The sequence below is a fragment of the Vibrio sp. 2433-A1 genome, from assembly GCF_056726085.1.
Map to the genome: position 1 here is coordinate 191,063 of NZ_JBRESC010000007.1, position 25,656 is coordinate 216,718.

28 protein-coding genes and 2 tRNA genes are annotated in these 25,656 nt (G+C 43.3%); 7 read left to right on the top strand and 23 right to left on the bottom strand.

Annotated elements, in window-relative coordinates; genetic code table 11:
* Window positions 1-19 precede the first annotated feature (19 nt).
* The 8 genes from ACU01J_RS09575 to ACU01J_RS09610 form a co-directional block, all read right to left on the bottom strand.
* Window positions 20-1,243, bottom strand: a complete 1,224-nt coding sequence (locus ACU01J_RS09575; RefSeq protein ID WP_481085492.1) for an AAA family ATPase — start codon at window positions 1,241-1,243, stop codon at window positions 20-22.
* 272 nt (window positions 1,244-1,515) lie between these two features.
* Window positions 1,516-1,782, bottom strand: a complete 267-nt coding sequence (locus tag ACU01J_RS09580) for a hypothetical protein (protein WP_481085493.1) — start codon at window positions 1,780-1,782, stop codon at window positions 1,516-1,518.
* Between the two features lie 8 nt (window positions 1,783-1,790).
* Window positions 1,791-3,257, bottom strand: a complete 1,467-nt coding sequence (locus ACU01J_RS09585; RefSeq protein ID WP_481085494.1) for a type II and III secretion system protein family protein — start codon at window positions 3,255-3,257, stop codon at window positions 1,791-1,793.
* Window positions 3,258-3,265: 8 nt separating this feature from the next.
* A complete protein-coding gene (cpaB, locus tag ACU01J_RS09590) occupies window positions 3,266-4,009 on the bottom strand; it encodes a Flp pilus assembly protein CpaB (RefSeq protein ID WP_481085495.1) in 744 nt (247 codons plus the stop codon).
* Window positions 4,006-5,352: a P-loop NTPase family protein gene (locus ACU01J_RS09595; RefSeq protein WP_481085496.1), complete on the bottom strand. Its 1,347-nt coding sequence runs from the start codon at window positions 5,350-5,352 to the stop codon at window positions 4,006-4,008. The genes cpaB and ACU01J_RS09595 overlap by 4 nt, the downstream gene beginning before the upstream one ends.
* Before the next feature lie 15 nt (window positions 5,353-5,367).
* The gene (locus ACU01J_RS09600) at window positions 5,368-5,886 is read right to left on the bottom strand and encodes a prepilin peptidase (protein WP_481085497.1); all 519 of its coding nucleotides are present in this window, start codon (window positions 5,884-5,886) and stop codon (window positions 5,368-5,370) included.
* Window positions 5,887-5,906: 20 nt separating this feature from the next.
* Entirely contained in the window at window positions 5,907-6,056 is a 150-nt protein-coding gene (locus ACU01J_RS09605; protein ID WP_481085498.1) for a Flp family type IVb pilin, read from the bottom strand.
* A gap of 77 nt (window positions 6,057-6,133) precedes the next feature.
* Entirely contained in the window at window positions 6,134-6,340 is a 207-nt protein-coding gene (locus ACU01J_RS09610) for a Flp family type IVb pilin (RefSeq protein WP_481085499.1), read from the bottom strand.
* A gap of 453 nt (window positions 6,341-6,793) precedes the next feature.
* Here ACU01J_RS09610 and ACU01J_RS09615 point away from each other — a divergent pair, with 453 nt between their 5' ends.
* The 3 genes from ACU01J_RS09615 to ACU01J_RS09625 all read left to right on the top strand — a co-directional run bounded on the left by ACU01J_RS09615 (window position 6,794) and on the right by ACU01J_RS09625 (window position 10,359).
* The gene (locus ACU01J_RS09615) at window positions 6,794-7,531 is read left to right on the top strand and encodes a helix-turn-helix domain-containing protein (RefSeq protein WP_481085500.1); all 738 of its coding nucleotides are present in this window, start codon (window positions 6,794-6,796) and stop codon (window positions 7,529-7,531) included.
* A 131-nt stretch (window positions 7,532-7,662) separates the two neighbouring features.
* Complete coding sequence (locus ACU01J_RS09620; RefSeq protein ID WP_481085501.1) at window positions 7,663-9,348, top strand: AMP-binding protein; 1,686 nt, start codon at window positions 7,663-7,665, stop codon at window positions 9,346-9,348.
* Between the two features lie 111 nt (window positions 9,349-9,459).
* Window positions 9,460-10,359 (top strand): LysR substrate-binding domain-containing protein, encoded by a 900-nt coding sequence (locus ACU01J_RS09625; RefSeq protein WP_481085502.1) that lies wholly within the window; start codon window positions 9,460-9,462, stop codon window positions 10,357-10,359.
* Window positions 10,360-10,371: 12 nt separating this feature from the next.
* On the opposite strand, the gene ACU01J_RS09630 is transcribed toward ACU01J_RS09625, so the two are convergent.
* Window positions 10,372-10,578, bottom strand: a complete 207-nt coding sequence (locus ACU01J_RS09630) for a DUF1127 domain-containing protein (protein ID WP_481085503.1) — start codon at window positions 10,576-10,578, stop codon at window positions 10,372-10,374.
* A gap of 97 nt (window positions 10,579-10,675) precedes the next feature.
* Here ACU01J_RS09630 and ACU01J_RS09635 point away from each other — a divergent pair, with 97 nt between their 5' ends.
* Window positions 10,676-11,608, top strand: coding sequence for a LysR substrate-binding domain-containing protein (locus ACU01J_RS09635; RefSeq protein ID WP_481085504.1), 933 nt, complete (start codon window positions 10,676-10,678; stop codon window positions 11,606-11,608).
* 183 nt (window positions 11,609-11,791) lie between these two features.
* Here ACU01J_RS09635 and fusA read toward each other — a convergent pair whose 3' ends face one another.
* From fusA to trmJ, 12 genes are all read right to left on the bottom strand, one after another.
* Entirely contained in the window at window positions 11,792-13,879 is a 2,088-nt protein-coding gene (gene fusA / locus ACU01J_RS09640; RefSeq protein ID WP_481085505.1) for an elongation factor G, read from the bottom strand.
* A 227-nt stretch (window positions 13,880-14,106) separates the two neighbouring features.
* Window positions 14,107-14,532, bottom strand: coding sequence for a nucleoside-diphosphate kinase (gene ndk / locus ACU01J_RS09645; RefSeq protein ID WP_134836881.1), 426 nt, complete (start codon window positions 14,530-14,532; stop codon window positions 14,107-14,109).
* A gap of 57 nt (window positions 14,533-14,589) precedes the next feature.
* Complete coding sequence (pepB, locus tag ACU01J_RS09650) at window positions 14,590-15,888, bottom strand: aminopeptidase PepB (RefSeq protein ID WP_481085506.1); 1,299 nt, start codon at window positions 15,886-15,888, stop codon at window positions 14,590-14,592.
* Window positions 15,889-16,038: 150 nt separating this feature from the next.
* On the bottom strand, window positions 16,039-16,233 hold the full coding sequence (iscX, locus tag ACU01J_RS09655) for a Fe-S cluster assembly protein IscX (RefSeq protein ID WP_004412998.1): 195 nt from the start codon (window positions 16,231-16,233) through the stop codon (window positions 16,039-16,041).
* Between the two features lie 57 nt (window positions 16,234-16,290).
* On the bottom strand, window positions 16,291-16,629 hold the full coding sequence (fdx, locus tag ACU01J_RS09660; RefSeq protein ID WP_004747803.1) for an ISC system 2Fe-2S type ferredoxin: 339 nt from the start codon (window positions 16,627-16,629) through the stop codon (window positions 16,291-16,293).
* Window positions 16,630-16,640: 11 nt separating this feature from the next.
* A complete protein-coding gene (gene hscA / locus ACU01J_RS09665; protein ID WP_481085507.1) occupies window positions 16,641-18,491 on the bottom strand; it encodes a Fe-S protein assembly chaperone HscA in 1,851 nt (616 codons plus the stop codon).
* A 19-nt stretch (window positions 18,492-18,510) separates the two neighbouring features.
* Window positions 18,511-19,026, bottom strand: coding sequence for a co-chaperone HscB (gene hscB, locus ACU01J_RS09670; RefSeq protein WP_481085508.1), 516 nt, complete (start codon window positions 19,024-19,026; stop codon window positions 18,511-18,513).
* Window positions 19,027-19,086: 60 nt separating this feature from the next.
* Window positions 19,087-19,410, bottom strand: a complete 324-nt coding sequence (iscA, locus tag ACU01J_RS09675) for an iron-sulfur cluster assembly protein IscA (RefSeq protein ID WP_004412994.1) — start codon at window positions 19,408-19,410, stop codon at window positions 19,087-19,089.
* Window positions 19,411-19,473: 63 nt separating this feature from the next.
* On the bottom strand, window positions 19,474-19,857 hold the full coding sequence (iscU, locus tag ACU01J_RS09680; protein WP_126574551.1) for a Fe-S cluster assembly scaffold IscU: 384 nt from the start codon (window positions 19,855-19,857) through the stop codon (window positions 19,474-19,476).
* A gap of 47 nt (window positions 19,858-19,904) precedes the next feature.
* Window positions 19,905-21,119, bottom strand: coding sequence for an IscS subfamily cysteine desulfurase (locus ACU01J_RS09685; RefSeq protein WP_481085509.1), 1,215 nt, complete (start codon window positions 21,117-21,119; stop codon window positions 19,905-19,907).
* A 29-nt stretch (window positions 21,120-21,148) separates the two neighbouring features.
* Entirely contained in the window at window positions 21,149-21,655 is a 507-nt protein-coding gene (iscR, locus tag ACU01J_RS09690) for a Fe-S cluster assembly transcriptional regulator IscR (RefSeq protein ID WP_481085510.1), read from the bottom strand.
* Between the two features lie 114 nt (window positions 21,656-21,769).
* Complete coding sequence (trmJ, locus tag ACU01J_RS09695; protein ID WP_481085511.1) at window positions 21,770-22,501, bottom strand: tRNA (cytosine(32)/uridine(32)-2'-O)-methyltransferase TrmJ; 732 nt, start codon at window positions 22,499-22,501, stop codon at window positions 21,770-21,772.
* Window positions 22,502-22,679: 178 nt separating this feature from the next.
* Between trmJ and suhB the strand changes: the two genes are divergently transcribed.
* The 3 genes from suhB to ACU01J_RS09710 all read left to right on the top strand — a co-directional run bounded on the left by suhB (window position 22,680) and on the right by ACU01J_RS09710 (window position 25,297).
* A complete protein-coding gene (suhB, locus tag ACU01J_RS09700) occupies window positions 22,680-23,483 on the top strand; it encodes an inositol-1-monophosphatase (protein ID WP_481085512.1) in 804 nt (267 codons plus the stop codon).
* 208 nt (window positions 23,484-23,691) lie between these two features.
* The gene (locus ACU01J_RS09705) at window positions 23,692-24,690 is read left to right on the top strand and encodes a metallophosphoesterase (RefSeq protein ID WP_481085513.1); all 999 of its coding nucleotides are present in this window, start codon (window positions 23,692-23,694) and stop codon (window positions 24,688-24,690) included.
* Complete coding sequence (locus ACU01J_RS09710; RefSeq protein ID WP_481085514.1) at window positions 24,671-25,297, top strand: hypothetical protein; 627 nt, start codon at window positions 24,671-24,673, stop codon at window positions 25,295-25,297. The genes ACU01J_RS09705 and ACU01J_RS09710 overlap by 20 nt, the downstream gene beginning before the upstream one ends.
* A gap of 127 nt (window positions 25,298-25,424) precedes the next feature.
* On the opposite strand, the gene ACU01J_RS09715 is transcribed toward ACU01J_RS09710, so the two are convergent.
* Window positions 25,425-25,501: transfer RNA gene (locus tag ACU01J_RS09715), tRNA-Trp, on the bottom strand.
* A gap of 35 nt (window positions 25,502-25,536) precedes the next feature.
* Window positions 25,537-25,613 (bottom strand) — tRNA-Asp (locus ACU01J_RS09720).
* Window positions 25,614-25,656: the final 43 nt, after the last annotated feature.

Below are 25,656 nucleotides of genomic sequence, written 5' to 3' on the forward strand. Positions count from 1 at the left end.
CCTTATTAACTCGTATCCGCTACGAGAACATTCTTTTAAACCAACCTTTCTTCTCTTCAGGCTCAGGCAGCAGGGAATTCGCTAACCTCTGAACTGACTTTGACATCGAACTGCTTTTCTTCGCTTGAATAAATGGACGACCTAAGTTGGCACTCTCTATTGCTACCTTAAATTCATTTGGCACGGTATGAACTTTTACGCTTCCAACAGTATCTTGAATATCTTTGAGCTTGATGGACTGACGTTTTTCATATCTATTAACGATGACTTCCATTTGATCCTTACCAATACCAAACTCAAACGTCAGTGCCTTAAGTATTTGAGTCGTATTTTTAACAGCCACTAAGTTTTGTTGAGTCACTAAAAAAATTTTCGTCGCTGGTGATATTACTGAACCAAATTGACGTTCCAAACCACGTGATAAGTCAATAACAACCAATGGATAACGCTCACGTAGAACAGGAATTAACTTATTCAACTGATTTACTTTTTCAAAATTTTCGTGACTGTTTTCTCTTTTAAATCCAAGAATATGTAGACCTGAGTCATGCTTAGTCACAAGACTACCTAGAGAAACATCATCAAGATCCGCAACGTTCGCTATTGCATCTGCAATACCATAAGTGCACTGGACATTCAGATAGTCTTCAATTACTCCAAACTGCATATCAAGATCAACTAATAACACTTCATCAGACTGTCTTTTCGCAAGTGTTATAGCTGTGTTCAAAGCAATAAGAGAGGCCCCGGCTCCACCTTTAGTATTCATAAAGACAATTAACTCACCCAAATTGCGCGTCGCGACCTTCTCTTCTGCAATATTGCGTAGCATCGGAATAAGCTCATCAAGAACCGCCTTATCCGATATAAAGTCCATCGCACCGATTCGCAGCGCAATTTTCAATGCACCATTGTCATTTTCATTACCAAAAACTATCAGCGAAGCTTCATGAGAAGACTCTTGTGACTCTGGTGCTTCATATTGCTGAAGTTCGACAATTTTCTGCGCCCAGTTAGGCCCTGTTTCAACAAAAATCAAATCAGGTGGTGAAAAATGGGCTAAATTGGCAACAACTAAACCATGAAATGAGATCATCTCAAAGTTCACGCTCTGACACTTAGACAACTCGTGGCTAATGTGAAGGTGAAACGCATCGGATGAGTAAAAAACCCAAATAGTAATATTGGTCTTCAGTCTAATAGGACTATCTCCATTCGGTGTTAGCTTAACCGCCTCTCCCATATACTTTCTCCTAGCAATCCATGCTGACCGAGTCAAAGACACGCATGGCCTCTATCGTCTTAAACCTAACTTGTCTAGTTAGACTAAGAAAACTGACCAACCACCTAACCACACCTTTTAAATTCAATCACACGATGTATTCTATATTTTTCATTTTGATATTTTTAATTGTAGGAAACACCAAGCAATATGTCAGAATTACCAAGCAGCAATTTGTCCGTTAGCGAATCAGCCCTTTAGATACAAGGGCTCCCCCCTTTTTACCTTCAATATCATTGGCCAAATTGTTCCAATATTTGGCTATCTGTACCAGCTAGCTCTGAATCTTTCTTACCCGTATAAGTTTGATAAACCCCTTCCATTCGCTCGCCACTCCCTGTTGGGATTACGCCTAGGTTGTCTAGAGTAGCGTTAGGGTTGTACGTCTGTTCGGTTTGTAACTTAGCGACATGAGAACCTAACTCTTCTGCATTGTTAACACACCCCACCAGCAATACAGACAAGGTGGACAACGCGGCTATCTTGATAACTTTGTTCATGTTGCCTCCTATAAGCTATGTCCAAATGTACCTTCAGTACCACCCTTAGAGTTATCTACGAATGAACCGACCTCTTGTTCAGATTTGTTCTGTCCGCTCGCTGGCGCAATATAAGCACCACGTCCTAATAGGTAGTATTCAAAATCATTTGGCTCTACAAATGATTCCGTTGGCAATGTAATTCGTCTTCTGTCGACTGGTTTCGCAAGCCTTGGAGTCACGAGAATAACCAGCTCCGTTTCACCAGATATATACTCTTGGCTATTGAACATTTGCCCTAATACAGGGATATCACTAAAGCCTGGCATTTCTTCGACTACATCTCGGACATTCTCACTAAGCAAACCTGCAATACCGATTGTTTGTCCATCGGCAAGTTCAAGTGTAGAAGAAGCACTACGGCGAGTAATTGGAGGGATCACATAAGTACCATTCGTACCACCAGGGCTGAGAGTTAGCGTTGTTGAGGTAGCCAGCTCACTGACATCAACGGCTAAATTTAAGTTAATCTTTTTATCCGATAGCACTGTAGGAATGAATTTCAAACCTACACCGTATTCTTTGTATTCAATGGTGATACCGTCTTCATCCGGCACTGGAATAGGGAACTCACCACCGGCTAGAAACTCTGCTTTCGAACCACTTAACGCGGTCAAATTAGGCTCAGCCAATACTTTCGCTGTCCCATTTTGTTTGGCGATATCAAGAGCAAACGTAAATAGGGTGTTACTATCAATAAAGGTGCCAAGTAGTCCGGTGCTCTCAACCCCAGGTGCATTAAAAATTGGCCCGATGACGTTATTTACATCATCAATAACACCACCAGCAGAAGTCCCGCCCCAACTGAATTCACCACCACTTGTTTGGAAAAAATGAAAATTAGCGTCAAACTTTCGTACTAATGTACGCTGTACTTCGGCTACCGTGACCTCAAGCATGACTTGCTGTGCGCCACCAATAGTGAGTAGGTTTATCACCCCAGTGCTATTGACCTGTTTACTCAAAGAGGCATTTTCTTTGTCTGCCTGCTGCCCTGCCGAATATGTTTCAGCAACTCGCAAAGCAATATTCATTACTGATTGAGAACTCACTTGGCCACTCAAGATTAAACGATTTTGAGCACTGTGAACTTTAATTTCTTCATCAGGAAGAAACTCATAAAGTTTAGCTTTAAGACTGTTGAGGTCGTGAGTCACTTCGATGTTGATTGACTCGAGCAATTGGCCTCGGCTATCCCAAGCCATAAGGTTCGTTGAGCCCAGTTTTTTACCAATCAAAAATACTTCATTCGACTTCAGCATAACAATGTCGAGTACATCAGGGTCACCTAACGATACACGTTTCGCCTTACCCGCGAGTGTTACATGGGTCGATTTATGATGAGGAACGGTCACTATCTTGCCTGATTGTGTCGCCGCATAACTGATACCACTACTCAATAGCAAAATGATCATTGCAGATATTATATTTCTCATAGCTCACCTCAATCCTTGACTCGGATATTGCTAGACTGTGTGCCCTTAATAATCGTTACGCTCGGCGCTACGTAGCGCTTAACGACCTTCTCTTCTTCATGTGGGTTTCTCAGTGTTAGTTGGATATTGCCTCGACTTTGAGCTGAAAGAAGTTTTTCAGCTTGTCTTGGTGTCACTTCAAGAGTAACCGCGCGTACGATAACAGGTTTGTTCTCTTTGCTTCTTGCGGTCTGATCCACGGCAAGTACTTTTATCTCTTTTAGAACAGTGGACGTCGAAGCAGAGTTCTTGCCATATTTGACCGTGCTGAGAATATCGACCTTATTACCAGGCAATAAAAAACCAGCCACACCGATAACATCATTTACTCGGATCGTCACCGCGCGTTTATTTTCAGGAATTAAAGAGGCAAGAGTCGACCCTTCTCCAGAGGCTGACAACCTGTTGGGGTGAATAATTTCTCCGGGATAAATCGTTGTCGCGGCAACTTGACCGACGATCTCTTCAGCTTTAGTAAACTGAAATTCGTCACGCCAGTCTTTCTCTAATAATTTACTCGTCACATGCTGCTCTTCAATAACACTCCCCGCAAAGATCTCTTGAGCGGCAATAATGACAGGCTCACGCTCTACCACTTCAACTTCCACCTGAGGTTGCAATTGCCTATCCATCCATTGTTTGGCAAAAAATACCGCCCCTAAGCCAAATACAATCGAGAGTAACAATAATAGTATGACTTGATTCCGACTCATCGAGCGCCTCCTCCCTTGCCATCAGCAGTAAAGTACACTTCCCATGCACGGCTTATGATTTCAGGAGAGATAACAGGATCTACTTCTTCAAATACGATGATATCTCGGCTGATCCCAACAATGTCTTTAGGAAGACAAGGGTAAAAGCCCACGTCATGCTGACGGTGTAAGTCAAATAAAGTATCGAAACATCCCTCTGCTAGGGACAAATTTTTAGAACGAGAAATTATGTTCCAGAGCTCTCTATATTCTTGCTCTAGAAGCGGTCCAAACTGGATTTTGTAGCCCAATCGACGTAAAAATGCAGGGTCACTGATCTTTTCAGGATCCAAATTGGTAGAAAAAGCCAAGGTTAAGATAAATGGAATAGATATTTGTTGGCCATTCGGTAGGTTCAAGTAGTCGTAGAAGTACTCCATTGGAACAATCCAGCGATTTAACAAGGTATCGACAGGCATCGGTTGTCTTCCCAAATCGTCGATAATAAAGATGCCGTTATTCGCCATCATTTGCAGCGGAGCCATCCAGACTTTGTTGTGCTCACTATGATTAACCTCAAGCATTTCCATAGTGAGCTCACCGCCCACTTGAATACTTGGTCGCTCACACAAAGCCCAACGACGATCAAAATGCTCTTTAAACGTAATAGATTGAATATCATCACTACGGACTTTTTTGTGATGCTGAGGAGAAAAAACCTTAATAATATTCCCCATAGCAAAGACGGAGTAAGGGATATAAACCGACGTATTCAAAGAGTTAAGGATTTTAGTTGCAACGAAGGTTTTACCAGAACCCGCACTACCATAGAGTAAAAGGGCTCGCCCCGAGTTTATTGCAGGCCCTAGGACACTCACCATTCTGTGGGCACCTAACACATCAGACAAGGCATATTCGACATCAGCACGATTAACCATTTGCGCACGTACATCTTGCGCCTTAACCATTTCACTATATTGAGTCAACGATACGGGAACAGGACCAAGGTAGGCATCTTTTACAAACGCTGCATCCGCTTCTTGTAAACCAGAATCAGACAAGCCATAGCGTACATGCCCAGTAGATTGAACTGAAAACGTGGAAGAAGCTGCTTGGAAAACTTCAACTAAAGACTTAGAACGAAGGCCAGCGATCACATCCTCTATCATATGACTGTTAATACAGAGCAGCTTGGTCAACTGGAGAATGTCGGATTTAGGGTAAGCAGCGATATGTTTAATAACCAGATTTTCAACAACTGCCTTAGGTACACCCAATTCATCAAATGTGGTAGGGACAGGAGGCTTTGGAGCTTGCGGCGTTAGCTCTGTTCTGTGTCTAATCGCGGACTTAACCTGAACCATATTGACTCCTTGTCACTAATTCAGAAAATAAAAATAGAGAGCTAAACCGATAACAACAACAGGTGCAAAAGGCATTCGGTAGTGCTCTTCCATTTTTATAGGGGTACGTAGCACCTTAGTTCCACTCAATCCAAACTGAAATAGCATTGAATATTTATTAAAAACTGCCCTGAACTGTTCTGGAGAGTCTGCTAACCTTAATACCCCATAAAAAAGGCCAACAACTACGCTAGATACTGCAATCCAAGATACCACTCCGAATATATGCTCGCTTCCAACCCAAAAGCCAACTACACCCAAAAGTTTAACGTCCCCTGGTGCCATAACTTTTAAAAAGTAAAGAAGTAGAGCGCCGATAAAGCAAGTAATACCAGCAATAAAAGAGGAATTTAGATTGGAGTAGTCCACATGAAAAAGGACTTTATCTAAAGTAGATAAAACAAAAATGGCTAATAATAAATAATTAGGAATACGATGCTCTCTGGCATCAGATACAGCGACAATAAAAATGAAACTCCAAATAATGGTATTCATGTAGCTGCCTCTTCATTTTATTAATCAAATAGAGAGGCAAACTCTGCTGTGAGTAAAGCTCTAAATGCCACAAATAGCCCAGCAAACCCTATGACTAGCATCCCGGCACCAACGACATATTCCACCACGGTTAAGCCTTCTTCATCCTCTAAAAACTCAATAATCTTCATTATTATCCCTTAACGAAAAATAGCCCATAATCTCATTATGGGCTATTTTGAAAATTTTATGATAAAAGCGAAGAATATTATTCAGCCGGAGTTGAATCAGCACCCGAACCATCTGGTGCGTTACCTAAAACTGTCCCTAGTTGGGTTTCAAGTTGCGTACTAAACGTACCAAAAATACCTGCAAGGCCAGCAACAAGTAGGCCTGCGCCTACAACGTACTCAACAACTGTCAATCCTTCTTCATCCTTCATAAATGTAGAAATTTTTTTAAATAGCGTGCTCATGATTGTCTCCTTCCAAAGTTCAGTAAGCTGTAACGCTTATTGATAATTTAGAGGGTATTCGAGAGGAGATGTTAGGATTATTATGTCTACATTTAGCACTTTTTTGCTATAAACCTTGTTAATAAATCGAGTAAAAAGCGAACAAATACTAAATAATCATTTATCTTCCCCGGTTCATCCAACAAGACCTATATTATAAATAGCAACCCACTCATATAGTTAAAGTGAATATAAAACTGAATATCATAACGCCAAGAATAACTAACACTAAGTCTCATTTATGAAACTTGACAAAAAACATAATAATTATAAATGTGACATTAGCCCAAAAAATAGAAATCCAAAATGACCCATCTATCAGTAGCCAGCTTGGTTAATGAAACAAAGTCGTACTAAGCTAATCATTAATGCCTCCCTCACAACAAGAAAAAAGACATCGAAAGGTAATACACAGTGGATGTACTGCATAAAGGCTATTGGATAGGACAATCAGTCACTTACGTTTCGAAAGATATCGTGAGAGATATCGAGCGCTACTTCCATATATTAGATTATGGTCATGATGTCTCTGTACTAAGTGAGCCAGATATCCACTTTTGTTTTTTCTTTTATGAAGAGCAGTTTAGCTCACTTTTCCTCACTGCGGCCAAGCTGTGTCAGAACTTAGATAAACGTATCATTGTGCTTCATAAACACGTTCTACCAACAGAACTTGAAAGCCTAGACGTGGTATTTTCAACGTTTGACCTTAGTAAGGATGACGCTAGGTTATGGTCAGATGAACTGAACAAACAGATCTACTACCAATTTACAAAACACCAAGAGATCCTCGATATCAACAAACTTACCAACCAGCATAGCCATAAGCACATCAGTAAAGATCTGGTCGAAATGCTCAGGTATATCGAGAAAAACCTATCGCGGACAATAAGAGAGGAGGATGTAGCAGAATACTGTCACTACTCGGTGACCTATTTTTCCAAATTCTTTCATAAGACTATCGGCGTTAGCTTCCGTGACTACCTTACCCTCAAAAGAATTAACTTAGCGAAGCAGCTGCTAACAAACTACCGTAAAGAGAAAATATCTTTTATTGCTTTTCAGTGCGGTTACAACGATGTCTCTTACTTTTCTCGTATCTTCAAAAAGAAAACTGGAATCAGTCCAGCGGTTTACCGCCAACTTCACTAACTGCACAGCAGTCACAAGATGACTGGAAACTCTTGATATTTGCTTCCCTACAGTTTAATTCACATGCTAGAGTTAACATTCCATTAACAAGAAAAACAACTATAATTTTGCCAATAACACGGAGTTAGAGAATGATTCAGCCTAACGAGTTAAGCAAACCAACCTGTGCTCTCCCACCACCAAACGAAATGATCTTAAAATGGGCAGCGGAGCGCCCCAATGAGGTTTATCTTAAACAAATCATCAACCGACAATTTGTTGAGTACACATTTAGTGATGTGGCTGAACAAGCGCTAAAACTAGTTAGTGCACTAAATCAACTCGGTGTTCAACCTCGCGATAAAGTCGCTTTGGTTTCAAAAAACTGTGCAGAATGGTTTATCTGTGATCTTGCTATGATGCTTGGCGATTTCGTTAGTGTACCTATCTTCCCAACCGCTGGAGCAGATACGATTGAGTACTGCTTAACGCACAGTGAAAGTAAAGTCCTGATTGGCGGTAAACTAGACGATGCAGCAGCAACTCAACAAGTGATTGATGATAAGCCAGATCTGATTGCTATCTCGCTACCTTATGACACTGCTCCAAACTGCAAATATCAGTTTAACCAGTTGATCGATGCACACGAACCAAGCACTCATCGCCCAGAGCATTACGATGATAAGCTGATGTCATTAGTTTATACGTCTGGTACTTCCGGTCTACCAAAAGGCGCAATGCTCACATATGGCGCGTTTAGCTGGTCAGTTCAAAAGTTGATTGAGCATATCGGTATCCAAGAAAATGATCGTCTATTTTCGTATTTACCACTGGCTCATATCACTGAGCGAGTTTACATCTTTGGTTCTTCTATTATGGGCGGTGTTCAAACGGCCTTCCCTGAGTCATTAGATACCTTTATCGAAGATGTGAAGATGCAAAGGCCAACACTGTTTATTTCAGTGCCTCGCCTATGGACACTGTTCCAGCAGCGCATTCAAGACAAGCTGCCGCAGAGAAAGCTCAATATCTTACTTAAAATTCCGTTTGTTAATTCATTGATTAAGAAGAAATTGGCCGATGGCCTAGGTCTTGACCAAGCGCGAGTGCTAGGCTGTGGGTCAGCTCCTGTGTCACCCGCTCTACTCGACTGGTACCACAGTGTTGGGTTAAATATTACCGAAGCATGGGGCATGACAGAGTCATTCGCCTATAGCACGCTTAACTACCCTTTCCGAGCAGATAAGATTGGCAGTGTCGGAAATGCAGGACCGGGCATTGAGCTAAAAATCGCCGATGACGAAGAGATCATGGTACGTGGTAAAGGCCTATTCTCTGGATACTACAAAAATGACATCGCAACTCAAGAGTCGTTTGATTCAGAAGGATGGTTGCATACTGGCGATATCGGCTCGATTGATAGTGATGGCTACCTAACTATCCAAGGGCGTAAAAAAGACACTTTTAAGACAGCTAAAGGTAAGTTTGTCGCACCTGTACCAATAGAGAAGAAACTCTTCGAGTACAGCCGTGTCGAGATGATGTGTTTGATTGGACTTGGCCTGCCAGCACCAATACTGCTTGTTGTACCGCACGACTTCCCTAACTTTGATCGCAAAAGGTATGAAAGAACTACCGAAAAAGTGGTTGCTCGAATGAACGCAGAGCTTGAGTCTCATGAGCAGATCAAAGGGGTATTAATGATCAAAGAGCCGTGGAGTATTGAAAACGGTATTCTTACACCAACACTGAAAATCAAACGTCATATACTTGAGCAGAAATATCATGATGTTGGCCAAAACTGGCCAAAAGGAAAATTGGTGGTTTGGGAAGAGTAACTTTGTCGTCCACATTGATGTAATAATGAAAGGAGAGCTCGCCTCTCCTTTTTGCTTTTCAAAGCAAAGCGACTATGATGGCCTACTGCAATAATCAACTAGGGATTGTTTATGGATGCGCGGCTGCACCACTTACCGGGATTACGCTACTTTGAAGTAGCCGCTAGACTTAATAGCTATAGCAGGGCTGCGGAAGAGCTGTTTATAAGCCAGGCCGCAGTAAGCCAAAAGATCCGACAACTTGAAGATGGCCTAGGCTGTAAACTCTTTGTCCGAGAAGGAAGAGAAATGCGTCTAACCGAGCAAGGAAAAATCTTGTTCAAGCATGTATCTAACGGCTTTGAAAGTATTGTTAGTGGTTTAAACCAAATCCAAAATGAGCCTGTCGAAGGGCTTTTATGCGTCAGCTCCACGCCGTCATTTGCTTCTCGTTGGTTGCTGCCTAGGTTATGGAAGTTCTCTACTCAGCATCCTAATATCCCGATTCGTATTATCACCAGCTGTGACGCGCCTAACCTCAAACAAGGTGACGCTGATCTCGCGATCTGGCAAGGCGAAGAACTCGAATTAAACAATAATCTCAAGCTACATAAAGAGTTCTTGTTCGAAGAAACCATATATCCATTCTGTTCACCAAACCTAGCCAAAACCATCGAACTATCAAACCCAGAGCAATTACTAAAGACTTGGCTGATTCACTATGAATCTGGCGGCTACCCTTGGCAAAGCTGGTTTGCTCAGGCAGGGGTGACGATGAATAAAAAATCGGTTCACTGGATGGATGTCAGCACGTTCGATCATGCTATGAACGCGGTTATGGCAGGCCATGGCGCTTGTTTGGCTTCGGATTCACTCGCGAGCGACTATGTTGAACGAGGGTTACTCATCAAACCTTTTGAGATTGGTATGACACCTGGCATTCAATTCAACCTCTTTTATGATGATGAGTCTCCTCGCCGTCAACGTATTGTGGCCTTTACTAATTGGCTTCATAGCGAAATTGCGGAGTAACATTACAACTCATTATTTATCCCAGAAGTGGCGAATGCTTTCTTGATGAACCTGATCTTTAGTGAGGCCCACATCCTTTAGTAGATGCTCTGGTAACTCGCTCAACTGTTTACGAGTAGTAAAGTTACGCCACCAGCACTGAACTAGAGTTAAGATTTTTTTATCCCAAACTAAAGTGTCAGATAGTTTCTGTTTGTAGCCAAACTCTGAAGTTTCCATGATTACTTACCCCTCTTGCATTTAGTGGGTTAATAATCGACCATAGGACGACAACACTCAAACGATACAAATTGCCCCTCAGTTAAGGAAAACTAAAGTGAAAGATCGACTGCCACCTTTGCAAGGAATCTACTACTTCTATACCGCTGCAAAACTGGGAAGCTTTAAGCTAGCCGCCCAAGAGCTATATGTGACAGCAGCTGCCATTAGCCAACAAATACGTCAGCTTGAAGACTTCTTAGGCGCAGAACTGTTTTTGAGACAGCATCGTAAAGTCACGCTAACCATGGAAGGGGAGATTTTGTTCGAGCAAGCTCAACGAGGCTTTGATCATCTTCATCGTGGTATTAGACAAATCAACCAAGATCCCAATCCTAACCAGCTCTCCATTTCGACATTACCTTCCTTTGCTCAGCACTGGTTAGTACCAAGGATTGGTCACTTCAGACGAGAGAATCCAGATCTAGAACTCATGATTGAGCCAACCAGCGAACTGGCTGATTTTCAAAAATCTAATCTCGATTTATGCATTCGATATGGACCTGGAGACTACCCGAACATCACTTCAGAGCTCCTGTTCGAAGAGCTTCTCTACCCTGTTTGCCACCCGATATACCAAGAACAACATAAGATCTACGATCTCAAAGACTTAACTGGAGCTGACTTGATCGAAGACTATTGGCGAGATATAGATTGGGGGATTTGGCTAAACAACGTGGGTCACAAGGCTTCGAAACCCACTTTAAAATACAATGGCTCTCATTTTGTTTTAGAGGGTGCACTGGCGGTTCAAGGCGTCGCTTTGGCAAAACACACCCTAGCCCAGCGCTACATTGATGAAGGTAAATTAGTGAGGATAGGTAACCTCGCTCAAAGAACCGACTACAATTATTTTCTTTGCGCACCACGGGCTTATTTCAAACGAGCCAAAATCAAACGTTTCTGCGAATGGATTTTCACGCAAGCTGAAGAGTGCAAAAACCTAGATGGGTTAGGTTTAGACATTATCGATGCTAGTAGCCGTAGGTGAATTAAGAGTCTCTCAAAGCGAACCGAAAGCTCTTGGAGATTCCCTACTCGCTCCTTCGTCACTCTATGGAATAACCGCATATATTGCACTTCTCTATCAGGCCGGAACCCTTTATCTCTTACAAAAAGAAAAGCCCCAATCTTTCGACTGGGGCTTTTAAAGCTATCTAGCTAACTTAAAGAATTACTTCTTCTCGTTACGCTCTTTAACTTCTGCGATTACTTGCTCAGCAACGTTTGCTGGACATGGTGCGTATTGACCGAACTCCATAGAGAACTGACCACGACCAGAAGTGATAGTACGTAGGTGACCGATGTAGCCAAACATTTCTGATAGAGGAACGTCTGCTTTAATGCGAACGCCTGTAGTACCAGCTTGTTGATCTTTGATCATACCACGACGACGGTTAAGGTCACCGATTACGTCACCAACGTTGTCTTCTGGAGTGAACACGTCAACTTTCATGATTGGCTCAAGAAGCTGCGCACCTGCTTTAGGCATAGACTGACGGAATGCGCCTTTCGCAGCGATTTCGTAAGCGATTGCTGAAGAGTCAACTGCGTGGAAACCACCGTCGAATAGTTCAACTTCTACGTCTAGAGTTGGGAAACCAGCTAGAACACCAGTGTCCATCATAGATGCGAAGCCTTTCTCTACTGCAGGCCAGAATTCTTTAGGTACGTTACCACCAACAACTGTTGAAGAGAACGTGAAGCCAGAGTTTGGCTCACCTGGGCGGATACGGTAGTCGATCTTACCGAACTGACCAGAACCACCAGACTGCTTCTTGTGCGTGTAGCTATCTTCAACTGCTTGAGTGATAGTTTCACGGTAAGCTACCTGTGGAGCACCTACTTCAAGCTCAACGCCGTAAGTACGCTTAAGGATGTCTACCTTGATGTCTAGGTGAAGTTCACCCATACCTTTCAGGATAGTTTCGCCTGAGTCTTCGTCAGTCTCAACTTGGAATGATGGATCTTCTGCAACCATCTTACCAATCGCGATACCCATTTTCTCTGTAGAACCTTTGTCTTTTGGAGAAACAGCAATAGAGATTACTGGTTCTGGGAAGATCATAGCTTCTAGAGTACATTCGTGCTTAGGATCACATAGAGTGTGACCAGTTTGAACGTTCTTCATACCTACGATAGCGATGATGTCACCAGCTTGAGCTTCAGTTAGCTCGTTACGCTCGTCCGCTTGCATCTCACACATACGGCCGATACGCTCTGTTTTACCAGTCGCTGAGTTAAGGATAGTGTCACCCTTCTTCAGACGGCCAGAGTAGATACGTACGAATGTTAGGGCACCAAAACGGTCATCCATGATTTTGAATGCTAGCGCTTTTAGTGGCTCATCTTCAGATACAGTTGCAACTTCGCCAGTTGGCTCACCAGTTTCTGGATCTGTTAGAGGCTGAGGATCAACTTCGTTTGGAGCTGGTAGGTAATCTACAACAGCGTCAAGGATAAGTTGCATACCTTTGTTCTTGAATGCAGAACCACAGAACGTTGGGAAGAACGCTAGATCACGTGTACCTTTACGGATACAAGCTTTTAGCTGCTCGATAGTTGGCTCTTCGCCTTCCATGTAAGCTTCCATTAGCTCGTCGTCTTGCTCTACAGCAGTCTCAACTAGCTCTTCACGGTACTGTTCTAGGTCATCAAGCATGTCAGCTGGAACATCTTGAATTTCGTAGTTTTCTGGTAGACCAGTTTCGTCCCAAACGTAAGCTTTACGGTTTAGTACGTCTACAACACCAACGAAATCGTCTTCACGACCGATTGGCAGAGTCATAACTAGTGGGTTAGCGCCTAGTACGTTCTTCACTTGGTCAACAACGTTGAAGAAGTCTGCACCCATACGGTCTAGTTTGTTTACGAAGATCAGACGAGCAACTTCTGAATCGTTCGCGTAGCGCCAGTTTGTTTCTGACTGAGGCTCAACACCACCAGAACCACAGAATACACCGATACCACCGTCAAGAACTTTAAGTGAACGGTATACTTCTACTGTAAAGTCAACGTGTCCCGGAGTATCGATAACGTTTAGGCGGTGGCCATTCCACTCACAAGTTACCGCTGCTGATTGGATTGTAATACCGCGCTCAGCTTCCTGTTCCATGAAGTCAGTTGTAGACTCACCGTCGTGTACTTCACCAGTTTTGTGGATTTTACCAGTAAGCTTAAGAATACGCTCAGTGGTGGTAGTTTTACCCGCATCAACGTGCGCGAAAATACCAATGTTTCTGTACTTTGATAAATCTGCCATTGTCTTACTCTGTTTATAAGGTATAAATTGCGCGCAGAGTATATCACAATCTGTCAAGACTGATACCCTTGGCGTGCTCTGTATGTAAAAAAACTTTTCACACCAATACTAGCGTTAATTTAGCGTGTTCACGACAAATTAACCTTTGGTGATAATGCTTTTTAAGAATAGAAATGCTGCTTATATCAGATAAGCAGCACTGATTTTATTGCTTATTGCCTACACGATTAACGTGGGCAAATTTCCGACTCTGGGAAGAAGAACTCGATTTCACGAGCTGCTGATTCCGGACTGTCTGAACCGTGTACTGAATTATAGCGCATGCTCACTGCGTAATCAGCACGAATCGTTCCGCATGCTGCTTCTTCAGGGTTAGTTTTACCCATGAGTTCACGATAACGAGCTATCGCGTCTTCGCCTTCAAGCACCTGAACCATAATCGGGCCAGATGTCATAAACTCTTTTAGAGCAGGGAAAAACGGCTTGCCTTCATGTTCAGCATAAAAACCACTCGCCTGCTCTTCAGTTAAGCGAACCATTTTCGCAGCGATGATTTGTAAACCCGCTTTTTCAATTCGGTGGTAGATTTCACCAATTAAGTTACGCTCTACTGCATCGGGCTTAACAATAGAAAAAGTTCTTTCTAGAGCCATAGGGTATCCTTTCATTTATCTTTGTTGTAATCAAAGAGGCTCTTCGGCCTCTTAATGCTATTTATTCGCTTGTTGAAGAATAAGTCCAGCTAAACTGCGTACACCAACACCTGTTGCACCAGCTGCCCACTTATCTGTCGCAGACTTACGGTAAGTTGCCGCGCAATCAAAGTGCAGCCAACCTTTCTTATAGTCTTCAACAAAGTAAGACAGGAAGGCTGCTGCTGTACTTGCACCTGGTGAGTAATCACCGCTACTAATGTTTGATAAATCAGCAAAATTAGACGGTAGCATGCCACGGTGGAAATCTGCTAGTGGCAAAGGCCACAGACCTTCTTTCTCTTCACGAGCGACTGTCAACGCTTGATGAGATAGCTCATCATCAAAACTCATTAATGCATGATAGTCATTACCAAGGGCATTTTTCGCCGCGCCTGTTAATGTTGCACAATCGATAATTAGCTCTGGATTTTGCTCGCTTGCATACATTAACCCGTCCGCAAGAACTAAACGTCCTTCCGCATCCGTGTTCATGATTTCAACTGTTTTACCATTTTTATAGGTAATAATGTCACCAAGCTTAAGTGCGCGGCCAGAAATCATATTCTCAGCACAACATAGGATTAACTTCACACGCTTGTTTAAACCGCGCATGATCGCCAGACCTAGACCACCAGTAATGGTACCTGAGCCCCCCATATCTGCTTTCATTGCTGTCATGAAACCAGATGGCTTAATGCTGTAACCGCCTGAATCAAAGGTGATTCCTTTACCAACTAAACATGCGAATACTGGCGCGTTTTCATCCCCAGTAGGGTTATAGTCAAGCTGTAGCATTGCAGAAGTACGCTCTGAACCACGACCTACTGCATAAATACCCTGCCAGCCTTCAGAAAGTAAATCTTTATCTTTAACAATGCGAGCCGTAACCGTACCTTCTGGAGCAACTGATTTTATGAACTCAGCTGCCATCGTCGCTAATTGGCGCGGTGCGACTTCTTCTGCCGGCTTATTAATAATATCTCGGGTAAAATCTGTTGCTTTAATACGCGCGTTCAATTCGGCTTGTTCGGCTTCGGCAAGTGGTTGCCACTCAAACTGATTGGTTTTTTTAGGGCCACGGTAACCTTGATGGAAAGCCCAAATGCTTTCTAAATCCCAGCCTTCTCCGGAAAGAGAAATAGAGGTGATACCTTGACCATCAAGTTTGCGAGCGGCCTTTTGAATTGCACCAAGATCGTGCCCTTCACCAAGGTGGATAGTTGCACCTTGCTCTGAAAATGAAAGAATCGCGTTATCACCCCAATGCGGAGCGGCTGCGTCTTGGCTTAGAAATACTGACATCTGTGTAGACATGGTTTCTCCTTGTCTGTACTGGCGTTGCCTACGCCTTGTTCTATTCATCCACAGATGTTAACACTTTAATGTCAAATTAATAAAAAAACGGACCATCGAGTCCGTTTTTTTTAGTAAATTCTGTTAACTAGGATGGTTTTCCTTCCCAGATTAATCCATTTCATCCATCCAACACAGGATCACAGCTTCCAAAATCTTTTCATTTGAACGATTAGGCTCATCATCAAACTCTTCTAATTCTGTAATCCACTGATGAAGATCGGTAAAACGAACGGTTTTAGGATCTGTCTCGGGAAACTTGTCGCATAGCTCAATCGCGATATCACGCGAATCTGTCCATTTCATTACTTACCTTCCTTTTCTACTCTGCGGTAGTCATGTATAAAGAATTAGAGCGAATGATTAATGATCTTCTGAAGCGTGGTTCAGCGTGTACTTCGGAATTTCAACAACAAGATCTTCGTCAGCTACCTTCGCTTGGCAGCCCAAACGAGATTCAGGCTCAAGCCCCCACGCTTTATCTAGCATGTCGTCTTCTAGCTCATCACTCTCTTCTAAAGAATCAAAACCTTCACGAATCACCACATGGCATGTCGTACATGCACAAGATTTTTCACATGCGTGCTCAATGCCGATACCGTTTTTCAGCGCAACATCAAGAACAGTGTCACCGGAATTCGCTTCCAGAACCGCACCTTCAGGACATAAATCTTCATGCGGTAATACAATAATCTTAGGCATAACTCTATCTCTTAAATATCATTCACTGATTGACCTGACAATGCAGCTCGAATCGATTTATCCATGCGGCGAGAAGCAAAGTCTTGACTCGCCTTATCTGTATCCTTGATACCCTGCTCTATCGCATCAGCATCTTCGCTATTTCTTAGCTCAATAAGGGCTTCAATCGCTTTAATTAGTTCCTGACGCTCTTGCTCTGACAATAACTCATCACCATCAGCTTGCATTGCGGCAATTAAACCTTCGATAACGCGGTCCGCTTCAACACGTTGCTCAGCTAGTGCACGAGCCACCATATCGTCCTTCGCATAAGTCATGGAATCACGCAGCATGTTCGCCACTTCATCATCACTTAAACCGTAAGATGGTTTAACCTGAATTTCAGATTGAACACCGGTGCTTTTTTCCATTGCTGTCACCGACAACAAGCCATCCGCATCAACTTGGTAAGTCACTCGAATATGAGCCGCACCCGCAGCCATGGCTGGAATACCTTTAAGTGAGAAACGCGCAAGTGAACGGCAGTCATCAACCATTTCACGCTCGCCTTGAACGATGTGTACACTCATCGCTGTCTGACCATCTTTAAAGGTAGTAAATTCTTGTGCACGCGCGACTGGAATCGTGGTATTGCGAGGGACAATTTTCTCAACCAGTCCGCCCATGGTTTCAATACCAAGCGACAATGGAATTACATCAAGAAGCAGCATTTCTGAGTCTGGCTTATTTCCGACCAAAATATCTGCTTGGATGCCAGCACCAATCGCGACGACCTCATCTGGATTGATAGTGGTTAATGGCTTACGACCAAAGAAATCGCCAACCATTTCACGAACTAACAGTGTACGTGTAGAACCTCCAACCATAACAACTTCAAGTACTTCATCTGCGTCTACATCGGCATCTTTCAAAGCACGACGGCACGACATCAATGTTTTCTTCACCAGTGGTCGAATTAAGTCTTCAAATTCTTCTCTAGAAACCGTGCCTTGCCAACCTAAAACGTTAACTTCAACACACTCTTGCTCGGAGAACGAAATCTTAGTTTCAGTGGCGACATTAAGTAGTACGCGAGTTTGTTCAGCAGTTAATGTTTGTGAAATCCCTGCTTTCTCTAGGATGTAATCTGCTAGTAAGTGGTCAAAGTCATCGCCGCCTAATGCCGAGTCACCACCTGTAGCGAGTACTTCAAAAACACCTTTCGATAAACGAAGAATTGAAATATCAAATGTGCCACCACCCAGATCGTAAACAGCAATCACGCCTTCCTGACCTGAATCTAGGCCGTAGGCGATCGCTGCAGCTGTTGGCTCATTCAGTAGACGAAGAACGTGCATACCAGCAAGCTTGGCTGCATCTTTTGTACCTGCGCGCTGAGCATCATCAAAATAAGCTGGAACTGTAATTACAACGCCAGAAAGGTCACCACCGAGGGTTTTCTCAGCACGCTCACCCAGAGCTTTAAGAATATCAGCAGAGACTTCGATTGGGTTTTTATCACCTGCTGCCGTTTGCAACACAGGCAAACCATTCTCGCTTGATTTAAATTGGTATGGGAGGTTTGGATAACGCTGTTGAATATCATCAAGAGAGCGACCTAAAAGACGTTTAACCGAGATGATTGTGTTACTTGGATCTAATTCCGCTTTGGCTTTGGCATCATAACCAACCAATGGTTCACCAGAATAATTGACCACAGATGGCAGAATGCTTTGACCCTGTTCATCTTTCAACGTTGCCGCATCACCGCTTCTCACTGAAGCTACGAGAGAGTTAGTCGTACCTAAATCAATTCCTGCAGCAAACTTATGCTCATGAGGGGCCGAGCTTTGACCCGGTTCCGCAATTTGAAGTAGTGCCATGGGTGTTCCTTGTTTTTCACTAGCCGAGGAGCTTGTCTTCCACTAGTTCGATTTCGTTTTTAAGTTTGGCAATAAACTTTAGCTTACGCACTCGTTCTGCGGCTTGTTGCCAAGCAGAATCGTTGAGCTCTTGCTCTGTCGCCGCAAGCTGTTGCTTAAACATCTTGCTCACTTTGCTATCAAAATCAAACAAAGCCTCTTCAGGATCTGAGCTAGATGAAATATCTTCCAGTTCTTCACGCAGTTCCATTTGCTCCATTAAGAACATTGGATCTTGCATCGTTTGCTGCTCGCCACGAATCTCCATACCATTTTCAGCCAACATATACTCTGCGCGGGAGATAGGATTTTTTAAAACTTGGTATGCATCGTTTATCTCGGCCGCTTTCTGGACCGCTAAGAGACGGTCTCGCTCTGAAGCAGTAGCAAAGTTATCTGGATGGAATTTTTTTTGCAGCTCACGGAATTGTGAAGAAAGAAGGCTACCATCCAGCTCAAACTGACTTGGTAGCCCAAATAATTCGAAATAATTCATTAAGAATTCGGTCCTTGGTAATCTACCTATGAGCAAGTAAATGCCCATAGGCGCTCTCAATTAAACGTTGAAGCTCTCACCACAACCACATTCGCTTTTCGCATTAGGGTTATTAAATTCAAACCCTTCATTCAAGCCTTCTTTAACGTAATCAAGCTCAGTACCGTCTAAGTAAACAAGGCTCTTAGGATCAATAATCACCTTTACGCCAGAGTGCTCAAACACTGAATCTTCTTCGTTCAACTCATCGACAAACTCAAGTACATAAGCCATTCCCGAACAACCCGTCGTTTTCACACCTAAACGTAAACCGATACCTTTACCTCGGTTATCTAGGAATGTTCTAACGCGACTTGCCGCGGTTTCCGTCATTGTAATGGCCATACTGCACCTTAGTTTGTCTATTTTGGCGAATGAAATGGGAGAATTAACGCCCCCATTATATACTTATTCTTGATGTTTTTTCTTGTAATCAGCAACAGCAGCTTTGATTGCATCTTCAGCTAGAATTGAGCAATGAACTTTCACTGGTGGGAGCTCAAGCTCTTCTGCGATTTCTGCGTTTTTAATTGCCGCTGCTTCATCAATGCTTTTACCCTTAACCCACTCAGTTACTAGTGAGCTTGAAGCGATAGCACTGCCACAGCCGTATGTTTTAAACTTAGCATCTTCGATAATACCGTCTGGTGTTACCTTGATCTGCAGCTTCATTACATCGCCACACGCAGGTGCACCAACCATGCCACTACCTACTGCTGGGTCTTCTTTGTCAAATGAACCAACGTTACGTGGGTTCTCGTAGTGATCAATTACTTTTTCGCTATATGCCATGATATTTTACCTCGAATCCTCTATCAATCTTTGGGAATAACCTGCGATTAGTGGTGTGCCCACTCAACTGTATCTAGGTCGATTCCATCCTTGTACATATCCCATAGAGGAGACATGTCACGCAGCTTAATTACTGCGGTACGAATCTGTTCAATTGCGTAGTCAATTTCTTCTTCAGTCGTGAAACGACCAAATGAGAAACGAACTGAGCTGTGGGCTAATTCATCGTTTAGGCCAAGTGCACGAAGAACGTATGAAGGTTCTAAGCTTGCCGAAGTACACGCACTACCTGAAGAAACAGCTAAGTCTTTAAGAGACATAAGCAGTGACTCACCTTCCACGAAAGCGAAGCTAACGTTTAGGTTATGTGGTACACGTTGCTCTAGGTCACCGTTAACCGTGACTGCTTCAAGGTCTTTAACGCCATCAAGTAGACGGTTACGTAGCGTGAGGGCATGGTCAAAATCTTTCTGCATGTCTTCTTTCGCAATGCGGAATGCTTCGCCCATACCAACGATTTGGTGAGTAGGTAGAGTACCAGAGCGGAAACCACGCTCATGACCACCACCGTGCATTTGCGCCTCTAGGCGGATACGTGGCTTACGACGAACGTATAGCGCACCGATACCTTTAGGACCGTAAATCTTGTGCGCCGACATAGAGATTAAGTCAACTTTCATCTCTTTTACGTCAATTGGTAACTTACCTGCTGACTGTGCTGCATCGACATGGAACACGATCTTGCGCTCACGACACATTTCACCGATTGATGAGATATCCTGGATAACGCCAATTTCATTGTTAACGTGCATGATTGAAACTAAAACTGTGTCATCACGCATCGCAGCTTCAAGCTTCTTAAGATCAATTAGACCGTTTGATTCTGGCTCAAGGTAAGTCACCTCAAAACCTTCACGCTCAAGTTGACGACATGGATCCAGAACTGCTTTATGCTCTGTTTTACAAGTAATTACGTGCTTGCCTTTCTTCGAGTAGAAGTGAGCTGCACCTTTAATTGCAAGGTTATCTGACTCAGTCGCACCCGAGGTGAATACGATTTCACGAGGATCTGCATTCAACAGATCTGCAATTTGCTCACGTGCAGTATCTACCGCTTCTTCTGCCTGCCAGCCGTAACGGTGTGAACGTGACGCTGGGTTGCCAAACGTACCCTCCATAGTCATGTACTGAACCATTTTTTCAGCTACACGAGGATCAACAGGACAGGTCGCTGAATAATCTAAATAAATAGGCAGTTTCATTTTCTACTCCAATGTAACAGGCAAACCGCTTAAGAGCGGACGTTTACACCGATGGGTGCGGCGCTTGTATTTTTATTTGTAAACCCATGGTTCACCGTAAGACCTAAATCTTGACGATCAGAAATTTCTAGTACTTCATTGTCTTTCATCAACTCCCCAAGAGTGATGTTATTTAAGAAGTCACTAATACGTGAGCTCAAATCACGCCACAGTGTATGCGTAAGGCATCGGGATCCACCTTGGCAATCTCCCTTACCATTACACTTTGTCGCATCAACCGATTCATCAACAGCAGCTATCACTGTTCCGATCGAGATAGAATACGCGTCCTCACCAAGTCGGTAACCACCACCTGGCCCGCGCACACTAGTAACTAAACCAGCTTTACGTAATTTCGAAAAAAGCTGCTCTAAGTAAGACAAAGAGATACCTTGACGCTCTGAAATATCAGCCAAAGGTACTGGGTTTTCTTGCGAATGCAGAGCCACATCTAACATGGCTGTCACTGCGTATCGTCCCTTAGATGTAAGTCTCATATAACACCATATCCACACCGTTTATGTGGTATGGATTTTTTCATACCCGACCATTTTAGTCAAGTATTTAATTGACTATTTTAGTCAAGTATTAAACCTTTAACTTTATACGGTTTAATAGTCACGAGAAATACGTTTTTCGACCGCAGTTAGAACACCACGCAGGATGTTCAGTTCTTGAGATTCAGGTCGTGCCCGGTTAAATAGGCGGCGAAGTTTATTCATAACCTTGCCTGGCTGCTCTTCACTAATAAATTGGGTGTCTTTAGCTACCTTTTCAAGGTGTGTGAAGAACATTTCTAGTTCTTTGTGTCTAGGATACTCAACCTCTTCTTGCGCTGGGTACTGGCTCTGCTCGTTATCTAAATAAGCCATTCGAATTTCGTAGCTTAAGGTCTGTACCGCCATTGCGAGATTTAACGAGCTATATTCTGGGTTAGCCGGAATACAAACGTGATAATGACAAGTTTGTAGCTCCTCATTAGTTAAACCAGTCCGTTCACGTCCGAATACTAAAGCCACCGGGCTTTCTTGTCCTTCTGCGACAAACTTCTGACCACACTCGCGTGGTTCTAGCATTGGCCATTCTAGCGTACGAGAACGAGCACTAGAGCCCACAACTAACGCGCAGTCAGCAACCGCCTGACTAAGAGTTTCAACAACAGTCGCATTTTCAGCAATATCAGCGGCTCCTGCTGCCAACGCTAAGGTTTGCTCATCAATACTGCATTGAGGAGCAACTAGCACTAGGTTATTCAAGCCCATGACTTTCATTGCGCGAGCTGCTGAACCGATATTGCCAGAGTGCGAAGTCCCGACAAGGACAACTTTAACGTTGTTAAGCATTGATTAATCCTAAGACTGTTAATAAAGCCGCAAGATAGTAACATATACCTGAGTAAAATGGTCAGACCCTTTGTTGGATAAAAACCGAAAGAGCAAAAATTAACCACTTCCATTTAGTGATTTATCTGGTATACTGCCGCCCGTTTTTCTGTTCTTTAACATCCGTTGGGAAATTAGTATGCATCCAATGCTTAATATCGCTATTCGTGCTGCACGAAAAGCTGGCAATCATATTGCTAAATCTTTAGAAAATGCTGAGAAGATCGAATCAACTCAGAAAGGCACGAACGACTTTGTTACTAACGTAGACAAAGAAGCGGAAACTATCATCATCGATACTATTCAAGCTTCTTACCCTGAGCACTGTATTATTGCTGAGGAAAATGGCGTTATCGAAGGTAAAGACAAAGAAGTACAATGGATCATTGACCCTCTGGATGGCACATCAAACTTTGTTAAAGGTTTACCTCACTTCTCCGTATCAATTGCTGTACGCTTCAAAGGTAAAACTGAAGTGGCATGTGTATACGACCCTATGCAAAATGAGCTTTTCACTGCACAACGTGGTGCTGGCGCTCAGCTAAACAATGCTCGCATTCGCGTTAAGCAGCTAAAAGATCTTCAAGGTACTGTTTTAGCAACAGGTTTCCCATTTAAACAGAAACAGCATTCTGAGTCTTACTTCAAGATCATGTCTTCTCTATTCGTAGATTGTGCTGATTTCCGTCGTACTGGTTCAGCCGCACTTGACCTATGTTACGTAGCTGCTGGTCGCGTTGACGGTTTCTTCGAACTTGGCCTTAAGCCTTGGGACATCGCAGCAGGTGAGCTTATTGCACGTGAAGCTGGTGCTATCATCACTGATTTCGCTGGCGGTACAGACTACATGAAGTCAGGCAACGTTGTTGCTTCTAGTGCACGTGGCGTTAAAGGTATGCTTAAACACATCCGTGAAAACGGCAATGAAGCAATGCTTAAGTAATTATCTGCACAGCTGATATTTTAAAAGCTACTCAATTGAGTGGCTTTTTTATACCTGTAATAACCTGTAGGCAATGAATTAAACAGTCGTAAGAACTATCTTAATTATCAATAACAATTAAACAGATAACATTATTGCGCTCTGAACTCACCGATAATCACGCAAATTCATTGATTAAGTTAGTTCAGCAATTATGAAAAGAAGGAGCTTGCTAAAAGTATTTCCACTTACCTTTCTTCCCTCTTCACTGCTACAAGGGTGCAATCCTCTTGAGCAACAAAGTAAACGAGCGGCCGATCGTTACATCGAGATTGGCTCACCTCCCTTTAAGAAAACCAACGCTTTTTCTCTCCTGTCAGGTAGTCCAAGCACGAGCGATACTGTCAACCTCGTCGTGATGGGAGACTCTGGTGTCGCTAATGACGAACAAAAACAAGTTAGCGACATGATAGCCAACTACCACCAACAATATCCCGTAGATGCGATCATACATACCGGAGATATTATCTACCCCTATGGACTAAGCTCTCCCGACGATACGTTAGGTTATAGCCACTTTGAAGATTACTACCTACGTCCAGAGCTGATGAAAGCAGACTCTCAACCAGTACCAATATACGCGGTTTTAGGCAACCATGACCATTATGGTAATGCTGATGCGATGATCGAATTTTCCAAGCAGCATAGCCAGATACTTCAGCTTCCATCTCGTTACTACAAAGTAAACACCAAACATGCTGGCATAAGCGGGGTAGAAACTGAAATCTTCTTTCTAGATAGCTACCCGATGACAAAAAACCGCACTCGATATGAGCAAATTGCCTGGCTAGACCAACAACTCAATGCATCATCTGCAGAGAGAAAAATCATTGTCACTCATCACCCTTTACGGGTCTATGGCTACTACCACGACAACGCCTATCTGAAAGATACGATTGAAGTATTAGCCGAGCAATATGGTGTCTGCGTCTGCCTGGCTGGACACGATCACCAATTACAAATCCAAACCGGCAGTAATGGAATCACCTACTTAGTATCGGGGGCTGGCGGTGCAGCTCTGAGTTCTTCAGGAGTTGGCAGCGACAGCATTTTCTCAGCCGCTCAACATGGCGCTATCGCGATTCAGATTTCATCAAGTCATATTCGTTATATCCCACTAATCGAATTCAACTCGGAGTATCCAGACTATGAATACTACCGTCAATAAAGTGCTATTGATGGTGATGCTATTGTCTCCGTTTAGCAGTGTAGCAGGACAAATGACAACAATAGACAGCTGGTTCGATAACTTCGACGTTCGAGGCTTGCTATCAAAGCAGTCGTTAAGCAGCAACGAAATCCCTTTTCAGGTCAAAGCCAGAATCGACTCTAGTAGTTGGTACGGTCTATACGCCTCTACAATGCTAGCCCATGAGCTGACATTTGTTGATTCCAATAAATTCAATTTGCTACAACTACATGCGCAGATTGGATTCAAATACCAAAACGACTTCAGTAATGCTGGTTTACGTGTAGGGATCTATTCCGGCCGAGAGTATATGTTCCTAAAATCCGGAACCCGACTTAGAACAAAGGACGTTGGGATTTCAGGGGCAATCTTCGGTGAGATAAAAGTCTCAGACAAGCTATGGCTTCATAGCAGCATTGAGCCAGAAAGTTGGTTAGATGGTCTGAACGTCGATCTTATTACCGGTCTGCAATACCAGTTACTCAACACCTTAAGGCTTGGAGGTGTTATTAGTGTCGAACTACGTGATATGAAGTTCTCAGACTATCAGTATGGCGCAGGGGTGCGTCTCAATTATCAGTTTTAACAGGCCGGATAACTGGAACGCTTCGCTATGGAAAACAGGAGCTGGCTTACCCCTGCTGGTATAGATTTTATCGATACAAGCATAACAAAGCAAAAAGGCTCTAGTCTTTCGACTAGAGCCTTAAATATGGCAGGGGTGGAGAGATTCGAACTCCCAACACGCGGATTTGGAATCCGCTGCTCTGCCAATTGGAGCTACACCCCTGTAGTTCGTATTTAATGAGACGACTCTCGAATAAGTGGCGGAGCGGACGGGACTCGAACCCGCGACCCCCGGCGTGACAGGCCGGTATTCTAACCAACTGAACTACCGCTCCGCACTGGTTAGACTCTAAGTCTAAGTTTTTGCCTTTAGATTTG

Bases quoted from the DNA above. Each gene is read 5' to 3' on its own strand.
- ACU01J_RS09575 (WP_481085492.1), bottom strand. From the start codon at position 1,243: ATGGGAGAGGCGGTTAAGCTAACACCGAATGGAGATAGTCCTATTAGA.
- ACU01J_RS09580 (WP_481085493.1), bottom strand. From the start codon at position 1,782: ATGAACAAAGTTATCAAGATAGCCGCGTTGTCCACCTTGTCTGTATTG.
- ACU01J_RS09585 (WP_481085494.1), bottom strand. From the start codon at position 3,257: ATGAGAAATATAATATCTGCAATGATCATTTTGCTATTGAGTAGTGGT.
- cpaB (WP_481085495.1), bottom strand. From the start codon at position 4,009: ATGAGTCGGAATCAAGTCATACTATTATTGTTACTCTCGATTGTATTT.
- ACU01J_RS09595 (WP_481085496.1), bottom strand. From the start codon at position 5,352: ATGGTTCAGGTTAAGTCCGCGATTAGACACAGAACAGAGCTAACGCCG.
- ACU01J_RS09600 (WP_481085497.1), bottom strand. From the start codon at position 5,886: ATGAATACCATTATTTGGAGTTTCATTTTTATTGTCGCTGTATCTGAT.
- ACU01J_RS09605 (WP_481085498.1), bottom strand. From the start codon at position 6,056: ATGAAGATTATTGAGTTTTTAGAGGATGAAGAAGGCTTAACCGTGGTG.
- ACU01J_RS09610 (WP_481085499.1), bottom strand. From the start codon at position 6,340: ATGAGCACGCTATTTAAAAAAATTTCTACATTTATGAAGGATGAAGAA.
- ACU01J_RS09620 (WP_481085501.1), top strand. From the start codon at position 7,663: ATGATTCAGCCTAACGAGTTAAGCAAACCAACCTGTGCTCTCCCACCA.
- ACU01J_RS09625 (WP_481085502.1), top strand. From the start codon at position 9,460: ATGGATGCGCGGCTGCACCACTTACCGGGATTACGCTACTTTGAAGTA.
- ACU01J_RS09630 (WP_481085503.1), bottom strand. From the start codon at position 10,578: ATGGAAACTTCAGAGTTTGGCTACAAACAGAAACTATCTGACACTTTA.
- fusA (WP_481085505.1), bottom strand. From the start codon at position 13,879: ATGGCAGATTTATCAAAGTACAGAAACATTGGTATTTTCGCGCACGTT.
- ndk (WP_134836881.1), bottom strand. From the start codon at position 14,532: ATGGCTCTAGAAAGAACTTTTTCTATTGTTAAGCCCGATGCAGTAGAG.
- pepB (WP_481085506.1), bottom strand. From the start codon at position 15,888: ATGTCTACACAGATGTCAGTATTTCTAAGCCAAGACGCAGCCGCTCCG.
- iscX (WP_004412998.1), bottom strand. From the start codon at position 16,233: ATGAAATGGACAGATTCGCGTGATATCGCGATTGAGCTATGCGACAAG.
- fdx (WP_004747803.1), bottom strand. From the start codon at position 16,629: ATGCCTAAGATTATTGTATTACCGCATGAAGATTTATGTCCTGAAGGT.
- hscA (WP_481085507.1), bottom strand. From the start codon at position 18,491: ATGGCACTACTTCAAATTGCGGAACCGGGTCAAAGCTCGGCCCCTCAT.
- hscB (WP_481085508.1), bottom strand. From the start codon at position 19,026: ATGAATTATTTCGAATTATTTGGGCTACCAAGTCAGTTTGAGCTGGAT.
- iscA (WP_004412994.1), bottom strand. From the start codon at position 19,410: ATGGCCATTACAATGACGGAAACCGCGGCAAGTCGCGTTAGAACATTC.
- iscU (WP_126574551.1), bottom strand. From the start codon at position 19,857: ATGGCATATAGCGAAAAAGTAATTGATCACTACGAGAACCCACGTAAC.
- ACU01J_RS09685 (WP_481085509.1), bottom strand. From the start codon at position 21,119: ATGAAACTGCCTATTTATTTAGATTATTCAGCGACCTGTCCTGTTGAT.
- iscR (WP_481085510.1), bottom strand. From the start codon at position 21,655: ATGAGACTTACATCTAAGGGACGATACGCAGTGACAGCCATGTTAGAT.
- trmJ (WP_481085511.1), bottom strand. From the start codon at position 22,501: ATGCTTAACAACGTTAAAGTTGTCCTTGTCGGGACTTCGCACTCTGGC.
- suhB (WP_481085512.1), top strand. From the start codon at position 22,680: ATGCATCCAATGCTTAATATCGCTATTCGTGCTGCACGAAAAGCTGGC.
- ACU01J_RS09710 (WP_481085514.1), top strand. From the start codon at position 24,671: ATGAATACTACCGTCAATAAAGTGCTATTGATGGTGATGCTATTGTCT.